The sequence below is a fragment of the Nocardioides sp. genome (assembly GCF_041913365.1).
Classification (GTDB): Bacteria; Actinomycetota; Actinomycetes; order Propionibacteriales; family Nocardioidaceae; genus Nocardioides.
On record NZ_JAYSFM010000017.1, the window covers coordinates 37,185 to 52,751 of the forward strand.

Here is a 15,567-nt window from a genome sequence, read left to right on the forward strand (position 1 = left end):
CCTATCGAGCGGCTGCACGCCGCAGCGCATCGAGACTGGCCTCCACGTCGGCGGCGGTCGTCGACCAGTTGCTCACGCTCACCCGCAGGACCGCGCGACCACGCCACCGCGAGCCGGTCGTCCACGCCGTACCGTCCGCGAGCATCGCGTCGACGACACCGCGGGTCGCGTCGTCGTCGCCGAAGGAGGCACACACCTGGGTGAAGGCGACGTCGTTGAGCACCTCGGCGCCCGCGATGGCCGCGATGCCGTCGGCAAAGGCGCGCGCGTGCTCGCAGTAGCCGTCGACCAGCGCCGCGACGCCGTCGCGGCCCAGCGACCGGAGCACCGCCCACACCGGGAAGGCCCGCCCTCGTCGGCTGATCTCGGGGACCTTGTCCATCGGCTCGCCGGCGGCGTCGAAGATCAGGTAGTCGCCGTGCATGCCCATCGCCGCGCGGAGGGCGGCCCGGTCGCGGACGATCGCGAGGCCGCAGTCGTAGGGGACGTTGAGGGTCTTGTGCGCGTCGGTGGCCCAGGAGTCCGCGGCCTCGTAGCCCTGCACGAGGTGGCGCAGGGAGGGGGATGCCGCGGCGAAGAGGCCGAAGGCACCGTCGACGTGGACCCAGGCCCCGGCGTCGTGGGCGGCGGCGATCGTCTCGACGAACGGGTCGAAGGCGCCGGAGTGCACGTTGCCCGCCTGCAGGCAGACGATGGTCGGACGTCCGTCGCCCGCGTCGAGGGCCGCGGTCAGCGCGGCGGCCTCGATGCGCCCCTGGTCGTCGGCCGCCACGACCTCGGGTGCGCCGAGCCCGAGGTAGCGCAGCGCGAGGTCGATGGTGTCGTGGCGCTCGGCGCCGACGAGGACGCGCACGCCCGGCGAGTCGACCAGGCCCCGCGTCGCGACGTCCCAGCCGTGGCGACGCAGCACGTCGTCGCGCGCCGCGGCGAGGCAGGTGAAGTTGGCCATCGTCCCGCCGGTCACGAAGCCGACCGCGCTGCCGGTGGGCAGCCCCAGCAGGTCGAGCAGCCACCGCTCGGTCAGCTCCTCGATCGCCGAGTGCGCCGGGGTGAGGATGCGGAGGCCGGTGTTCTGGTCCCAGGCGCTGACCAGCCAGTCCGCGGCCAGGGCGGCGGGGTGGGTGCCGCCGATGACGAAGCCGAAGAAGCGGGGGCCTGGGATCGCGGTGAGCCCCGGCTCGCAGGCCGTGGCGAGCTCCTCCACCACCTTCGCCGGGTCCGTGGGTCCGTCGGCCAGCACCGGGTCGAGCAGCGCGGCGACCTCGTCGCTCGTCAGCCGCGGCGGCACCGGGCGCTCGGCGAGCGAGTCGAGCCACTCGAGGGCCAGGGCGTGGGCGCGGTCGAGCCCCGCGCTGCGGTCGGAGTCCATCCCGTCAGTGTCCGCCGGAGCGTCGCCTCCGACTAGCCTCGTTTCGGTGAAGGTCCTGTCCCCGGCCGAGTGGCGTCCTCTGGCCGACGCCCACGCCGCGCGCGTCGACGCGCTGGTCGAGCCCCACCTGGCCCGGCGGGCCGGGCAGGTGAAGCACCCGGTGCACGACTTCCTCTTCACCTACTACTCCCAGCGCCCCGCGCAGCTGCGGCGCTGGCACCCCGGCTTCGGCGTCGCGCTCGAGGGCGCCGACGACCACGCCGGCCTCAAGGGCTATGCGGGCCTTGGTTTCGACACGGTCGCTGCGCGACCTGCTCAACCAGCGGCTTGCGCGGTGTCCGAGGAGTACGTCGCCTCGCAGCGGCCGCTGCTCGAGCAGCTCCACGCCCTGCTGTCCGCCACCACCGACCGGGCGCCCCAGTTCGGCTGCTTCGGCCTGCACGAGTGGGCGATGGTCCACCGGTCCGCCGACTTCGGGACGCGCCACGACTGGCCGCTGCGGCTCGGCCAGGAGGGCACGGACGCCGTCGTGGAGTCCCACCGGATCGGCTGCTCGCACTTCGACGCGTTCCGGTTCTTCACCCCCAGCGCCCGACCGCTCAACACGCTGCAGCCGGGCCGTGACGACCGACCGGCCTTCGAGCAGCCGGGCTGCCTCCACGCCGGGATGGACCTCTACAAGCATGCCTTCCGGCTCTCCCCCATGGTCCCCAGCGACCTCGTCGCCGACTGCTTCGAGCTGGCGCGCGAGATCCGCGTCCTCGACATGCGGGCGGCGCCGTACGACCTCGCCGACCTCGGCTTCGAGCCGGTGCGGATCGAGACGGCGGAGGGCAAGGCGGCCTACGTCGAGGCGCAACGGTCCTTCGCGGAACGCGGCGCTCCGCTGCGGGCGCGGCTGGTCGCGGAGTGCGAGCGCCTGCTGGACGTCGTACGGGCGCCGGCGTGAGCCGACGCTGACGTCAGGGCGTCCAGTCGTCCCAGTCGGACCACCAGCGGCGGTCCTCGTCAAGCAGGTCCACCAGCCCGGCCGCCGCCTCGAGCGTCGCGCCGACGGTCTCGAGGGAGATCCGTCCCTGGGCGTGCTGGTGGTGGAGGTCCTCGACGTCCTTCCACTCGCGCCGGCCGTCCGGCCAGACGATGAGGTCGAGACCGAAGTCGTCGGCCTCGTAGCCGCCGTCCACGCGCACGATGGGCGGCTCGAAGTTGAAGTACCAGTAGCGGAAGGTGCCGTCGGTCTCGAAGAACTTCCACGCGCCGTACGCCGTGTCGGTGCGGCTCAAGTGCAGCACGATCGAGCCGCCCCACGCGTCGTGCGCGGCCCAGGCGTGCTCGCCGAACGGGTGGTCGTGGAAGGTGAACGGCGACCCCGGGTCGAGCCGGATCGCCAGCACCTCGCCGTCGTCCGCGACGACGGTCACCGGGTGGGAGAGCCAGAGGTCGCCGTGCAGCACCTCGCGGCGCGAGATCACCTCGCCGGGAGTGAACATCAGAACTCGTAGCCGAAGGCCTCGATGGTGTCCGCGAAGACGGCCGCGACCCGCTCGCGCGAGGCGTCGGTGTAGAGCTCGCGGTAGTGGCCGGCGGGACGGGCGTTGCCCTTGGCCCGCGGCAGGTCGGGCTCGCCGGGCAGGCCGAGGTGGTCCCAGACCTCCTGGAGCTCGACGGCGAGGTTCTCGTAGCGCAGCACCCGGTCCAGCGCCATCTTCCCGCGGATCCGGTAGAGCCGGCGGTTGTTGGCCAGCTGCTCGATCCAGATCTCCTGGACGTAGGTCTCGAAGTCGGGCAGCTCGGGGCGGTCCTTGTACTTCCAGAAGTAGAGCGAGACGACCGCGTCCCACGGGTTCCGCTCGATCGCGAAGGTGAAGTAGGAGTCGAAGACGTCGGCGCCGACCAGGTCGCGGGTCAGCTTGGCGCCCATGTGGTTGTACGCCTTGCGCGGCAGCGGCGGGGACTCGAAGTTCTGCGGCGCCCGGCCACCCGCGGCCTGACGCAGCGCCTCGTCCTCGGGGCTGATCTCGGTGATGATGTCGTCGGGCCCGCACACCTTGGACAACGCGATCTCCACGCTCGTGCCCGCGGTCTTGCGGGTCTTGAGGAAGATGAAGCGGTGTCGGTGGGACGCAATCACGGGCACGACCCTATCGGCCGGGAACCTCAGGCGCGGTCGTCCTCCGCGAGCAGCTCGTCCTCGACCGCGCCGCCGTAGCCCTCGGCCTCGGGGTCGCCGTGCATGCCGTGGCTCACGGCGTACTCCTCCTCCGGGGAGAGGATCAACCGGTGGCGGCCGACGGTGCCGAAGATCGCCAGGCCGATGGCGTAGAGCACCGCGATGGCCACGATCGCCGGCCGGAAGTCGGGGTTGAGGAAGACGCCGACGAAGGTGACGGCCGCGATGATGCCGGCGACGACGGCACCGGGCACGCCCACCGGACTGACGTAGGGGCGCTTGGCGTTGGGGAACTTCTGGCGCAGCAGGACGTACGACACCATCTGCAGCAGGTAGGCCAGCACCGCACCCCACACCGCGATGTTGAGGACGATCGCGGTCGCCTGCTCACCGGCCTCGCCGCCGCGGCGGGCCAGGATGTCGACGATCAGCAGGACCACGAAGCCGAAGACGGCACCGGCGACGAGGGCGACCCACGGGGTCCTGCGACTCCCGGTGATCGACAGCGACTTGGGGTAGTAGCCGGCCCGGCTCAGCGAGTACATGTTGCGGCCGTAGGCGAACATGATCCCCTGCAGGCTGGCCAGCAGGCCGATCAGCGCGAACAGCGACAGCAGTGCCGCGAGGTCGTCGGACAGGAAGGCCCGGAAGCCGTCGAGCAGCGGCTCGCCCGACGCGCCCAGCGCCGCGGATCCGGTGACGGCCGGGTTCAGCACGAAGACCAGCGCGCCCGTCGCCACCAGGGTGATGAGCCCGACGATGCCCGCGCGCGGGATGTCGGTCTGCGGCGAGTGCGCCTCCTCCGCAGCCAGCGGGAGCTCCTCGATGCCGAGGAAGAACCACATCGCGAACGGCAGCGCGTAGAGCACGCCGCTCCAGCCGAAGGGCAGGAAGTCGCTGTTGCCGGGCTCGGGCTCGATGTCCATCAGGCGGCCGAAGTCGACCGCACCGTTGGCGATCGCGAGGACCGCGAAGAGCACCAGGACCGCGATCGAGACGACCGCGACGACGATGGCGAACTTGAAGGAGATCTCGGCGCCGGCGGAGTTGAGCCCGACGAAGACGGCGTAGAGCACGATCCACCAGATCCACTGGTTGTCGCCGACGCTGAGACCGAAGAGCTCGTCGGTGATCGAGTCGAGGTACTGCGCGGAGAAGAGCACGATCACGCCGGTGGTGAAGACGTACTCGATCGTCTCGGCCAGGCCGGTCACGAAGCCGCCCCACGGACCCATCGCGGAGCGGGCGAAGGAGTACGCGCCGCCGGTGTGCGGCATCGCGGCCGACATCTCCCCGATGGAGAAGAGCATGCCGAAGTACATGACCACGATGACGATGCTGGCGACGAGCAGGCCGCCCCAGCCCGCCTCGCCGATGCCGAAGTTCCACCCCGAGAAGTCGCCCGAGATGACGGCGGCGACGCCGATGCCCCACAGCCCCCAGAAGCCGGCAGCACGCTGGAGCTGGCGCTTGTCGAAGTAGCCCTCCTCCGCGTGGTGGTAGCTCACTCCGGAGACCTTGCGTGATTCCTGGTTCATGTCGGGACGCTCCTGGGCTGTGCCTACGGGGAGGGCTGGGTCGCATGACGGGGCTCTGGCCGGACGCTAGACCTGTCAATGGCAGGGCGGCAATACCTTTGGACCGGAGTTTTCGTGCAGGAAACACCTCCCCGGCGGTCGCAATGGTTGACTCGCCACGACAATGGGCGCCTTACTGGACCCGCACAGCAGTCATCGACAACCCACGGCGCAGGAGGTCCCATGGCAGAGCGGACGAAGGGGCTCCTCGCCCTCGAGGAGCTCGCGGCGCTCATCGACGCCGACGAGGTCGACACCGTCGTGGTCGCCTTCGCCGACATGCAGGGCCGCCTGGTCGGCAAGCGGGTCTCCTCGCGGCTGTTCATGGAGGAGGTCGCGCCCCACGGCGCCGAGTGCTGCAACTACCTGCTCGCCGTCGACGTCGAGATGAACACCGTCGACGGCTACGCGATGTCCGGCTGGGACCGCGGCTACGGAGACATGGTGATGCGCCCCGACCTCTCCACGCTCCGCCTCACTCCGTGGCTGCCGGGCACCGCCCTGGTGATGGCCGACCTCGAGTGGTTCGACGGGACGCCCGTCGAGGCGGCGCCGCGGAGCATCCTCAAGCGCCAGGTCGACCGGCTCGCCGAGCAGTCGCTCGTGCCGTACGCCGGGACCGAGCTGGAGTTCATGGTCTTCGACGACACCTTCCGCGACGCCTTCGGCAAGCGCTACGCCGGCCTGCGCCCGGGCAGCGACTACAACATCGACTACGCGATGCTCGGCTCGACGCGGATGGAGCCGCTGCTGCGCGACATCCGCCGCGGCATGGAGGGCGCGGGGATGTACTGCGAGGGCTCCAAGGGCGAGTGCAACCTCGGGCAGCAGGAGATCGCCTTCCGCTACGACCACGGCCTGGTCACCAGCGACAACCACACGATCTACAAGAACGGCGCCAAGGAGATCGCGGACGCGCACGGCAAGAGCCTGACGTTCATGGCGAAGTACGACGAGCGCGAGGGCAACAGCTGCCACATCCACCTCTCCGTCCGTGGCACCGACGGCTCCGCGGTGATGGCCGACGAGTCGCGCCCGCACGGCATGTCCGAGCTCTTCGAGCACTGGGTCGCCGGCCAGATCGCGTGCCTGCGCGAGCTGACCCTCTTCTTCGCGCCCAACATCAACTCCTACAAGCGCTACGTCGAGGGCAGCTTCGCCCCGACCGCCGTCGCCTGGGGCATGGACAACCGCACCTGCGCGCTGCGCGTCGTCGGCCACGGCCTCGGCATGCGCCTGGAGAACCGCGTGCCCGGCGGCGACGTGAACCCCTACCTCGCGATCGCCGCGATCGCCGCGGCCGGCCTGCACGGCATCGAGCAGCAGCTCCCCCTCGAGGCGGCGTACGAGGGCAACGCCTACACCAGCGACGTCGCCCGCCTGCCCACCACGCTGCGCGAGGCCGCCGAGCTGTTCGAGGGCTCCGCCGTGGCGCGGGCCGCCTTCGGCGACGAGGTCGTCGAGCACTACCTCAACAACGCCCGCATCGAGCAGCGGGCCTACGACGCCGCGGTGACCGACTGGGAGCGGGTGCGGTGCTTTGAGCGGATGTGAGCCCAGCGGTCGTCCCGTCGTCGGCGTGACGACGTACGTCGAGCGGGCGCAGCAGGGCGTGTGGGACGTCCCGGCGGCCTACCTCCAGTACCAGTACGTCGAGCTGGTGACCCGCGCCGGCGGCGTGCCCGTGCTGCTCCCGCCGCCGGGCGCGGCCGCCGACGACGCCGCTGCCGGTGCGGTCCTCGACCGGGTCGACGCGCTCGTGCTGGCCGGCGGACGCGACGTCGACGCCCGCCGCTACGACGCGGCGCCGCACGCCACGGCCGACCCGCCCGCGACCGACCGCGACGACTGGGAGCTCGCCCTGACGCGGGCGGCGCTCGACCGCGGGCTGCCGCTGCTGGGCATCTGCCGGGGCGCCCAGGTCCTCACGGTCGCGCTGGGCGGCACCCTCGTGCAGCACGTCCCGGACGTGCCCGGCGCCCGGGCGCACAAGCTCGGGCCGGGCGAGTTCGCCGCGCACACGGTGCGGACCGTCGAGGGCAGCCGGGTCGCGACCGCGCTCGGCTCCGACGCCACCGTGCACTGCTACCACCACCAGGCCGTGGAGCGGCTGCCTGAGGGCTTGCGCGCCACGGCGCACGCCGAGGACGGGGTGGTCGAGGGCGTCGAGCTCGACGGCGACGGCTTCGCCGTCGGTGTCCAGTGGCACCCCGAGCAGAGCCTCGACGACCTGCGTCTGATGGAGTCCCTCGTGCGCGCCGCGCGCGAGCAGATCGAGGAGAAGGTGTGACCACGCAGATGTTCGACGTCGTCAACCCGGCCGACGAGTCGGTGGTGACGAGCGTCCCGGAGCTGGAGGCCGAGGCGGTCGACGAGGCCGTCTCCCGGGCCCGGTCGGCCCAGCGGCGGTGGGCCGCGCTCGCGCCCGCCGAGCGCGGCGCAGCCCTCCGCGACTTCGCGGCCGCGGTGGACGCGCACGTCGAGGAGCTCGCGGCCCTCGAGGTCGCCAACTCCGGCCACCCGATCGCGCAGGCGGAGTGGGAGGCCGGCCACGTCCGCGACGTGCTCACCTACTACTCCGCGGCACCCGAGCGGCTCTTCGGCCGGCAGATCCCGGTCGCCGGCGGCCTCGACCTCACCTTCGCCGAGCCGATCGGCGTCGTCGGCGTGGTCACGCCGTGGAACTTCCCGATGACCATCGCGTCGTGGGGCTTCGCGCCGGCGCTCGCCGCCGGCAACGCCGTCGTGCTGAAGCCCGCCGAGTGGACTCCCCTGACCTCGCTCCGGCTGGCCGAGCTCGGCGTCGAGGCGGGCCTGCCCGAGGGGCTGCTCCAGGTCGTCACCGGCAAGGGGTCGGTCGTCGGCGAGCGCCTCGTCGACCACCCCGACGTGCGCAAGGTCGTCTTCACCGGCTCGACCGAGACCGGCACCCGGGTGATGGCGCGCGCGGCCGCGCAGGTCAAGCAGGTGACGCTCGAGCTCGGCGGCAAGAGCGCCAACATCGTCTTCGCCGACAGCGACCTCGAGAGGGCCGCCGCCACCGCGCCCTACGGCGTCTTCGACAACGCCGGCCAGGACTGCTGCGCGCGCAGCCGGATCCTCGTCCAGCGGAGCGTGCTCGACCGGTTCATGGAGCTGCTCGAGCCCGCGGTCGCCGGCGTGCGCGTCGGCGACCCGGGTGACCGCGACACCGAGATGGGTCCGCTGGTCTCGCGCTCGCACTGGGAGAAGGTGGCGTCGTACGTCCCCGACGACGCGCCGGTGGCGTTCCGCGGGCACGCGCCCGAGGGGCCGGGCTTCTGGTTCCCGCCGACCGTGCTGACGCCGTCGCGTGAGGACCGCACGGCGCGCGAGGAGATCTTCGGCCCGGTGGTCGCGGTGCTGCCCTTCGAGGACGAGGCCGACGCGATCGCGCTCGCCAACGACTCGGCGTACGGCCTGTCGGGGTCGATCTGGACCCGCGACCTGTCCCGCGCCGTCCGGGTCAGCCGGGCGGTCGAGGCCGGCAACCTGTCGGTCAACTCGCACTCGTCGGTCCGCTACGCCACGCCGTTCGGCGGCTTCAAGCAGTCGGGGATCGGGCGCGAGCTCGGGCCCGACGCGCCGCTGTCCTTCACCGAGACCAAGAACGTCTTCATCGCCATCGAGCCAGCCGAGGAGTCCTCATGACCGTCACCCCCGTCGACCTCACCCAGCGGCTGCGCGACCGGGTGGCCGTGGTCACCGGCGGGGCCTCCGGCATCGGGCTGGCCTCGGCCCGCCGGCTCGCCGCGGAGGGTGCGCGGGTCGTCGTCGCCGACCTCGATCCCGCGACCGGGCAGGCCGCGGCCGAGGAGGTCGGCGGCACGTTCGTGGCCGTCGACGTGTCCGACCGCGAGCAGGTCGACGCGCTCTTCGACTCCGTCGCGTCGTCGCACGGCTCGGTCGACATCGCCTTCAACAACGCCGGCATCTCGCCGCCGGAGGACGACCTGATCGAGTCGACCGACCTCGACGCGTGGGACCGCGTGCAGCTGGTCAACCTCACCTCGGTCTACCTCTGCTGCCGCGCCGCGCTGCGCCACATGGGGCCGCAGCAGCGCGGCTCGATCATCAACACCGCGTCGTTCGTCGCGGTGATGGGCTCGGCGACCTCGCAGATCTCCTACACCGCGTCCAAGGGCGGCGTGCTGGCGATGTCGCGCGAGCTCGGCGTGCAGTACGCCCGCCAGGGCATCCGCGTGAACGCACTGTGCCCCGGACCGGTGAACACCCCGCTGCTGCAGGAGCTGTTCGCCAAGGATCCCGAGCGGGCCGCGCGACGCCTCATCCACGTCCCCGTCGGCCGCTTCGCCGAGCCCGAGGAGCTCGCGGCTGCGGTCGCGTTCCTGGCCAGCGACGACGCCTCCTTCATCACCGCGACCAGCTTCCTGGTCGACGGCGGCATCCACGCGGCGTACGTCACCCCCCTCTAGGCCACTGCCATGACCGAGTCCCGCCTCGCGGAGGAGACGTTCTTCCGGCCCGTCCGGCCGGGGAACGCCTTCGAGGACACCGTGCAGCGACTGCTGCAGACGATCCGCCTCGGTGTCGTCGCGCCCGGTGACTCGCTGCCCTCGGAGCGCGAGCTGGCCGTCCGGCTCGGTGTCAGCCGCGACACCGTGCGCGAGGCGCTGCGCTCGCTGGGCGAGGCGGGCTACGTCGTGTCGCGGCGGGGGCGCTACGGCGGCACGTTCGTCGCCGACGCGCTGCCGCACCCCGAGCCGCAGGACTCCCCCGCCCTCGACGCCGCCGACCTCGAGGAGGTCCTCGCGCTCCGCGAGGTGCTCGAGGTCGGGGCCGCACGCCTGGCCGCCTCGCGCACGCTGCCCGCGCCCGAGCGCGACCTGCTCTGGCGGGCGCTGGAGGAGGTCACCGGCGCCGACCCGGCCGACTACCGCCGGCTCGACTCGCGGCTGCACCTGGTGATCGCCGAGATCACCGGCGTGCGCTCGCTGGTCACCCTGGTCGCCGACAGCCGGATGCGGCTCAACCGCCTGCTCGACGAGATCCCGCTGCTGGAGCGCAACATCGCCCACTCCGACGAGCAGCACCGCACGCTCGTGACGGCCATCCTGGCCGGGCAGGCCGACGCCGCCGCGGCGGCCGTCGAGGAGCACCTCGCCGGGTCGGCCGCTCTGCTCCGCGGCTTCCTCGCCTGAGCGTCGTACGCCCTCGCTAGCGTGTCCGCCGTGAGCGAGCCGATGGACGCGACCGGGCAGCACTTCCGTGGCGAGGACTGGTACGCCGAGGACCTCGGCGCCGCCCGGTTCACCGACTGCACCTTCACCGACGTCGACCTCTCCGAGGCGACCACGGTCGGGGCGACGTTCGAGTCGTGCACGTTCCACGGCGGCAGGTTCAACGCCTCGACGCACTCGGCGACGGCGTTCGTGGGGTGCGACTTCCGTCGGGTGTCCTTCTTCGACGCGACCCTCGACGGCTGCAAGATGGTCGGCAGCGTCTTTGCCGAGTGCGTGCTGCGGCCGCTGACCGTCCTCGGCGGCTCGTGGCTCGGCGTGACCATCCGGGGCACGAACCTCTCGCGGCTCGACCTGTCCGGCCTCGACCTGCGCGAGGCCGACCTGTCGATGTCCGACCTGAGCCTCGCCACGCTGACGCGCGCCCGGCTCGATCGCGCCGTGATGCGGGAGACCACCCTCGACCGCGCCGACCTCCGCGGCGCGAGCCTCGACGGCGTCGACCTGACCGCGGCCACGCTCAGGAAGACGAAGCTCGACCTCGCCGGCGCCGTGCTGCTCGCCGAGCTGCACGGCGCGGACGTCGACACCTCCGCCTGAGACCTGCCTCGTTGGATCCGGGGTAGTTAGGGACGTTCTGGTAGGTGAAACGCCCTGTCGGCCTACCAATACGTCCCTAACTACCGCGGCAGGCCAGGGTCAGGACAGGCGGGCGCGGAGGCCGTCGATCACCAGGTCGAGGCCGAGGTCGAAGTCGGGCAGCGACTCCAGCGACCGGTCGACCGCCCCGAGGCTGACGGCCTGGCGGGCGGTCTGCTCCTCGAAGGCGTGGCCGAAGACGTAGTGGACCAGCGTGCGGGAGGCCACCGCGACCAGCTCCGCCGGAGCATCGGCGTCGGTGAGGATCTTCTCCAGCTCGGCCACCGGCGCTGCCGCGCCCAGCCCGAAGGCCCAGACCGTGGCGACCACGTCGGCCCCGTCGGTGCAGGCCAGCATCGCGTGCCGCAGCTCGGAGCACACCTCGCGGAGCTGGTCGGGCCACTCGTCGGCAGTCCGCGGCCGGGCCCCGCGGGCCAGGATCTCGTCGGCGACGGCAGCGAGCAGGGCCTGCTTGCTGGCGAAGTGGTGGTAGATCGCGCTCGGCTGCACGTCGAGCTCGGAGCCGAGGCGGCGCATGGTCAGAGCCGAGAGACCGTGCGTGTCGAGCAGCGCGACAGCGTGCGCGAGCACGTCGCTGCGGCGGTGGCGCACGCACCCTCCCGGTGGCTGGACGGCATTGACGGCCTGTTCGTGACCACCCTAACCTGAACACTGTTCAGGTCAACCGAAGCTCTGTCAGCAAGGACCCCCCGATGACTGCCACCACCCAGCCCGAGGCCACCCCCACCACCTCGGGCTCCGCGTCCCCCTCGCGCGACATCGCGCTGATCGCGGCCTTCGCCGCCCTGATCTCCGCGAGCGCCTACGTCGGCGCGATCCCGGTCGGCAGCGCCGGCGTACCCATCACGCTCCAGACCCTCACCGTCATGCTCGCCGGCTGCATCCTCGGGCCGATGCGCGGCTTCGCGGCCGTCACGCTCTACCTCGCCCTCGGCGCCGTCGGCCTCCCGGTCTTCGCCGAGCACTCCTCGGGCATCGGCGTCTTCACCGGGATCAGCGGCGGCTACCTGCTGTCCTTCCCGATCGCGGCAGCCCTCGGCGGCTTCCTCGTGAAGTACGTCGCCCGCGAGCGCCGCACCCGCGCGATCGTGGTCTTCTTCTGCTCGCTGGCCGCCAGCGTGCTGGTCATCCACACGATGGGCATCGTCGGCATGAAGCTCTACGCCGACGTCTCGTGGCGCGAGGCCGGCTCGTGGGACATGCCGTTCTGGATCGGCGACCTGGTGAAGACCTCGCTCGTGGCGATGATCGCCGCCGAGGTGCACCGCGCGTTCCCGCAGCTGCTGCAGCGCGACTGACCTTGCCGGAGATCCACCTCGACGCTGCCTCCGTGCGGGTCCCCCTGCCCGGACGGGGCGAGCGGGAGATCCTCGCACCCACCACGCTGGCGCTCACCGAGTGGCGGATCGGCGTCATCGGCGCCAACGGCTCCGGCAAGTCCACCCTGGCGCGGATGCTCAACGGGCTCGTCCGGCCGACGTCCGGCCGGGTCACCGTCGACGGGCTCGACGTGGTGCGCGACGGGGCCGCCGTACGCCGCCGCGTGGGCTTCTGCTTCACCGACCCGGCCGCACAGCTGGTCATGCCGACCTGCGTGGAGGACATCGAGCTCTCGCTGCGACGCACGGTGAAGGACGCCGACGAGCGGCGCGAGCGGGCGATGGAGGTGCTGGCCGCCAACGGCCTCGCCGACCACGCGCACGACTCCGTCCACTCGCTCTCGGGCGGCCAGCGACAGCTGCTGGCGCTGGCCGGCGTGCTCGCCACGTCCCCGGCGGTGGTCGTGGCCGACGAGCCGACGACCCTGCTCGACCGGGCCAACACCCGCCGCGTCGGTGACGCCCTGCTCGGGCTCGAGCAGCAGCTGGTGCTCGTCACCCATGACCTCGACCTCGCCGCCCGGTGCGATCGGGTGATCGTGGTCGACGACGCACGCGTCGTCGCCGACGGCCGGCCGGCCACGGCGATCGCCCACTACACCGACCTCGTGGACGCGATCCGATGAGCGACCTGATGGCCGGCCTCCACCAGCCCGGCGACACACTGCTGCACCGGCTGCCGGTCGGCGCCAAGGTGCTGGGGCTCGCGGTGCTCAGCCTGGCGATCGTCGTGGTGCGCGACGTCCGGGCCGCCCCCGTCTTCCTGGTCGTGACGCTGCTGCTCGCCGCGCTGGCGCGGGTCCCGTTGCGGTCCGTCTGGCGGGCGGCCCGCGGCGTGCTGCTGATCGCGGTGGTGGCGAGCGCCTTCCAGTGGTGGTGGTACGGCGCGGAGAAGGCAGCGGAGACGTTCCTCGACCTGCTCAGCCTCGGCCTCGCCGCGCTCTCGCTGACCGCGACCACGTCGGTCAACCAGATGGTCGACGCGCTCTCCCGCTGGGCGCGGCCGCTGCGGTTCCTGGGCATCGACCCCGACCGGGTCGCGCTGACCGTGGCGCTGACGATCGGCGCCCTTCCCGGCACCATCGCGATCGCCCGCGAGACCCGCGACGCGGCCCGCGCCCGCGGCCTCGACCGCAACCCGCGGGCGTACCTCTCCCCCTTCGTGATCCGCGTCGTCGCCCGCGCCCACGAGTCCGGCGACGCGCTCCACGCGCGCGGGATCGGCGACGACTGACCGGGCACTTCCTCCCCGTCACGCACGCCGACTGGACGGGAACGAAGTGCCCGCTCGACGGACCGGACCGGAACGAAGTGCCCGGTCAGCTGGGGCTGGGCTGGTTGAGGAACCACCGGTGCCCGAAGGGGTCCCGGAACACCGCGACCCGGCCGGCCGGCGGGCTGTCCTCGGGCCCGCGGTCGAGCGTCACGCCGGACGCGACGACCCTCTCGCAGAGCGCGTCCACGTCGTCGACCTCGAGGTGCAGCGAGACCGCCGATCCGCGGGACGTGTCGGGTGCCGCGACGCCGGCCGAGTCGAACTCGTCCGACATCATCCAGCGGCCACCGCCGACCGCGAGCTCGACGTGGCCGATCCGCCCGTCGTCCATCACGATCGGCTCGAGGACGACCGCGGCGCCGAGCACGTCGACGTACCACTGCAGCGCGGCACGCGCGTCGGCCACGCAGAGGTACGGCGTGAGCTCACCCATGGCGCCACTTCACCAGCCGGGCGGGTGCCTGTCCACCCACGGCGCGGCGGCCTCGACCTGCGCGGCGAGCGCGAGCAGCAGCTCCTCCTCGGCCGGCCGGGCGGCGACCATCACGCCGACCGGGAGCCCCTCGTCGGTCCAGTGCAGAGGCAGGGACATCGCCGGCATCCCGGTGACGTTCCAGGCCGACGTCCACGGCGTGAACGCCTTCTGCGCCTCGAAGTCCCGTGCGGGGTCGGCGTCCTCGCGCAGCGCCCCGACCTCGACCGGCGGCATCGCGAGGGTGGGCGTCAGGATGACGTCGTACGCCGCCAGCGCGGTGAGCGCGGCCGCGGCGTGCTGGCGCAGGCGGGCGATCGCGAGCCCGAACTCAGGACCGCTGACGGCATGTCCGCGGGCGCTCAGCCACCGGGTCAGCGGGCGCAGCCTGTCCTCGCGCCCGGGTGGCGCCTCGGACAGCGCGGTGAGCACGGCCCAGCAGGTCTCGAAGTCGGCGACCGCCTCGCGCGGGATCGGGACGGGGACGTCCTCGACGTCGTGGCCGAGCCGCTCGAGCAGGCGCGAGGCGTCCTCCCACGCGGTCACCGACGACGGGTGCACCTCGACGTCGGCGATGACCGGCGCGACGAAGCGGGCAACGCGGAGCCGTCCGGGTCGGCGGTCGCAGGCGGCCAGGAACGAGCCGGAGGGCGGCGGCGCCCAGAACGGGTCGCCGACCCGACGGCCGGCGAGCACGTCGAGCAGGGCCGCCGCGTCGCGGACCGTGCGGGCGAGCGTGCCGGCAGTCGCGAGGCCGACGGGATCGCCGTACCGCGGGGCGCCGCTGATCCGGCCGCGGGACGGCTTGAGGCCGACCAGCCCGCAGCAGGAGGCGGGGATCCGGATCGACCCGCCGCCGTCGGAGCCGGGCGCAACGGGGAGCAGGCCGGCGGCGACGGCTGCGGCGGAGCCGCCCGACGAGCCGCCGGCGGTGCGGGTGGTGTCCCAGGGCGTCACCGCGGGCGGCGCGACGTCGGGCTCGGTGTAGCAGGGCGAGCCGAACTCCGGGGTGTTCGTCTTGCCCAGGCTCGGCATCCCCGCGGCCTCGACGGCCAGCACGAGGTCGTCGGACTCCTCGGGGACGAAGTCGTCGTACGCCGCCGAGCCGAAGGTCGTGCGGACCCCCGCGGTGGCGTGGAGGTCCTTGATGCCGGTCGGGACGCCCCAGAGCGGACCTGCGTCCGCGGGGCGTCCCGTCTCGGTGAGTCGGCGCGCGTGCTCGCGCGCCCGGTCGTGGGTGGTCGTGACGAACGCACCCACCCGGTCGGCACGGTCGGCGTAGTGCTCGACCAGCTCGAGCGGCGACACCTCGCCCCGGCGGACGGCGCCACCCTGCGCGAGCGCGGTCAGGTCGTGGAGGGGCACGCCCCGACCGTACCGACCCCAGCGGGGCGGTCACCGGATATCCGGCTCTTGTGACGTATGTGTGGGTGATGAGCGTGCCC

Annotated in this window: 17 protein-coding genes; 10 read left to right on the forward strand and 7 right to left on the reverse strand. The window is 72.7% G+C overall.

Features of this window, described 5'->3' with window-relative positions:
- Window position 1: 1 nt before the first annotated feature.
- Window positions 2-1,369 (reverse strand): aspartate aminotransferase family protein, encoded by a 1,368-nt coding sequence (locus ACE3QY_RS21255; RefSeq protein WP_374458061.1) that lies wholly within the window; start codon window positions 1,367-1,369, stop codon window positions 2-4.
- 46 nt (window positions 1,370-1,415) lie between these two features.
- Between ACE3QY_RS21255 and ACE3QY_RS21260 the strand changes: the two genes are divergently transcribed.
- Window positions 1,416-2,318, forward strand: a complete 903-nt coding sequence (locus ACE3QY_RS21260) for a 3-methyladenine DNA glycosylase (protein WP_374458062.1) — start codon at window positions 1,416-1,418, stop codon at window positions 2,316-2,318.
- Between the two features lie 13 nt (window positions 2,319-2,331).
- Here ACE3QY_RS21260 and ACE3QY_RS21265 read toward each other — a convergent pair whose 3' ends face one another.
- From ACE3QY_RS21265 to ACE3QY_RS21275, 3 genes are read right to left on the reverse strand one after another with little or no spacing between them, the layout of a single operon-like run.
- The gene (locus ACE3QY_RS21265; protein WP_374458063.1) at window positions 2,332-2,859 is read right to left on the reverse strand and encodes a DUF402 domain-containing protein; all 528 of its coding nucleotides are present in this window, start codon (window positions 2,857-2,859) and stop codon (window positions 2,332-2,334) included.
- Window positions 2,859-3,500 (reverse strand): hypothetical protein, encoded by a 642-nt coding sequence (locus tag ACE3QY_RS21270; RefSeq protein ID WP_374458064.1) that lies wholly within the window; start codon window positions 3,498-3,500, stop codon window positions 2,859-2,861. The genes ACE3QY_RS21265 and ACE3QY_RS21270 overlap by 1 nt, the downstream gene beginning before the upstream one ends.
- Window positions 3,501-3,526: 26 nt before the next feature.
- On the reverse strand, window positions 3,527-5,077 hold the full coding sequence (locus ACE3QY_RS21275) for an amino acid permease (RefSeq protein ID WP_374458065.1): 1,551 nt from the start codon (window positions 5,075-5,077) through the stop codon (window positions 3,527-3,529).
- 222 nt (window positions 5,078-5,299) lie between these two features.
- Between ACE3QY_RS21275 and ACE3QY_RS21280 the strand changes: the two genes are divergently transcribed.
- From ACE3QY_RS21280 to ACE3QY_RS21305, 6 genes are read left to right on the forward strand one after another with little or no spacing between them, the layout of a single operon-like run.
- Window positions 5,300-6,670, forward strand: coding sequence for a glutamine synthetase family protein (locus tag ACE3QY_RS21280; protein WP_374458066.1), 1,371 nt, complete (start codon window positions 5,300-5,302; stop codon window positions 6,668-6,670).
- A gap of 25 nt (window positions 6,671-6,695) precedes the next feature.
- Window positions 6,696-7,406, forward strand: coding sequence for a gamma-glutamyl-gamma-aminobutyrate hydrolase family protein (locus ACE3QY_RS21285; protein ID WP_374458067.1), 711 nt, complete (start codon window positions 6,696-6,698; stop codon window positions 7,404-7,406).
- A gap of 8 nt (window positions 7,407-7,414) precedes the next feature.
- Window positions 7,415-8,785, forward strand: coding sequence for an aldehyde dehydrogenase (locus tag ACE3QY_RS21290; protein ID WP_374458079.1), 1,371 nt, complete (start codon window positions 7,415-7,417; stop codon window positions 8,783-8,785).
- Window positions 8,782-9,570: a 3-oxoacyl-ACP reductase gene (locus tag ACE3QY_RS21295; RefSeq protein ID WP_374458068.1), complete on the forward strand. Its 789-nt coding sequence runs from the start codon at window positions 8,782-8,784 to the stop codon at window positions 9,568-9,570. The genes ACE3QY_RS21290 and ACE3QY_RS21295 overlap by 4 nt, the downstream gene beginning before the upstream one ends.
- Window positions 9,571-9,579: 9 nt before the next feature.
- Complete coding sequence (locus ACE3QY_RS21300; protein WP_374458069.1) at window positions 9,580-10,296, forward strand: FadR/GntR family transcriptional regulator; 717 nt, start codon at window positions 9,580-9,582, stop codon at window positions 10,294-10,296.
- Window positions 10,297-10,326: 30 nt separating this feature from the next.
- Window positions 10,327-10,935, forward strand: a complete 609-nt coding sequence (locus ACE3QY_RS21305) for a pentapeptide repeat-containing protein (RefSeq protein WP_374458070.1) — start codon at window positions 10,327-10,329, stop codon at window positions 10,933-10,935.
- A 99-nt stretch (window positions 10,936-11,034) separates the two neighbouring features.
- Here the strand turns inward: ACE3QY_RS21305 and ACE3QY_RS21310 are convergent, their stop codons facing one another.
- Window positions 11,035-11,586: a TetR family transcriptional regulator gene (locus ACE3QY_RS21310; protein WP_374458071.1), complete on the reverse strand. Its 552-nt coding sequence runs from the start codon at window positions 11,584-11,586 to the stop codon at window positions 11,035-11,037.
- A 101-nt stretch (window positions 11,587-11,687) separates the two neighbouring features.
- Between ACE3QY_RS21310 and ACE3QY_RS21315 the strand changes: the two genes are divergently transcribed.
- The 3 genes from ACE3QY_RS21315 to ACE3QY_RS21325 are packed head-to-tail and all read left to right on the forward strand — an operon-like array spanning window position 11,688 to window position 13,608.
- Window positions 11,688-12,293, forward strand: coding sequence for a biotin transporter BioY (locus ACE3QY_RS21315; protein WP_374458072.1), 606 nt, complete (start codon window positions 11,688-11,690; stop codon window positions 12,291-12,293).
- Window positions 12,294-12,325: 32 nt separating this feature from the next.
- Window positions 12,326-13,000, forward strand: coding sequence for an energy-coupling factor ABC transporter ATP-binding protein (locus tag ACE3QY_RS21320; protein WP_374458073.1), 675 nt, complete (start codon window positions 12,326-12,328; stop codon window positions 12,998-13,000).
- A complete protein-coding gene (locus ACE3QY_RS21325) occupies window positions 12,997-13,608 on the forward strand; it encodes an energy-coupling factor transporter transmembrane protein EcfT (RefSeq protein WP_374458074.1) in 612 nt (203 codons plus the stop codon). The genes ACE3QY_RS21320 and ACE3QY_RS21325 overlap by 4 nt, the downstream gene beginning before the upstream one ends.
- A gap of 85 nt (window positions 13,609-13,693) precedes the next feature.
- Here ACE3QY_RS21325 and ACE3QY_RS21330 read toward each other — a convergent pair whose 3' ends face one another.
- On the reverse strand, window positions 13,694-14,083 hold the full coding sequence (locus ACE3QY_RS21330; RefSeq protein WP_374458075.1) for a VOC family protein: 390 nt from the start codon (window positions 14,081-14,083) through the stop codon (window positions 13,694-13,696).
- Between the two features lie 9 nt (window positions 14,084-14,092).
- Window positions 14,093-15,487 carry an amidase gene (locus tag ACE3QY_RS21335; protein WP_374458076.1) on the reverse strand — a complete coding sequence of 465 codons (1,395 nt, stop codon included), beginning with the start codon at window positions 15,485-15,487 and terminating at the stop codon, window positions 14,093-14,095.
- Window positions 15,488-15,567: the final 80 nt, after the last annotated feature.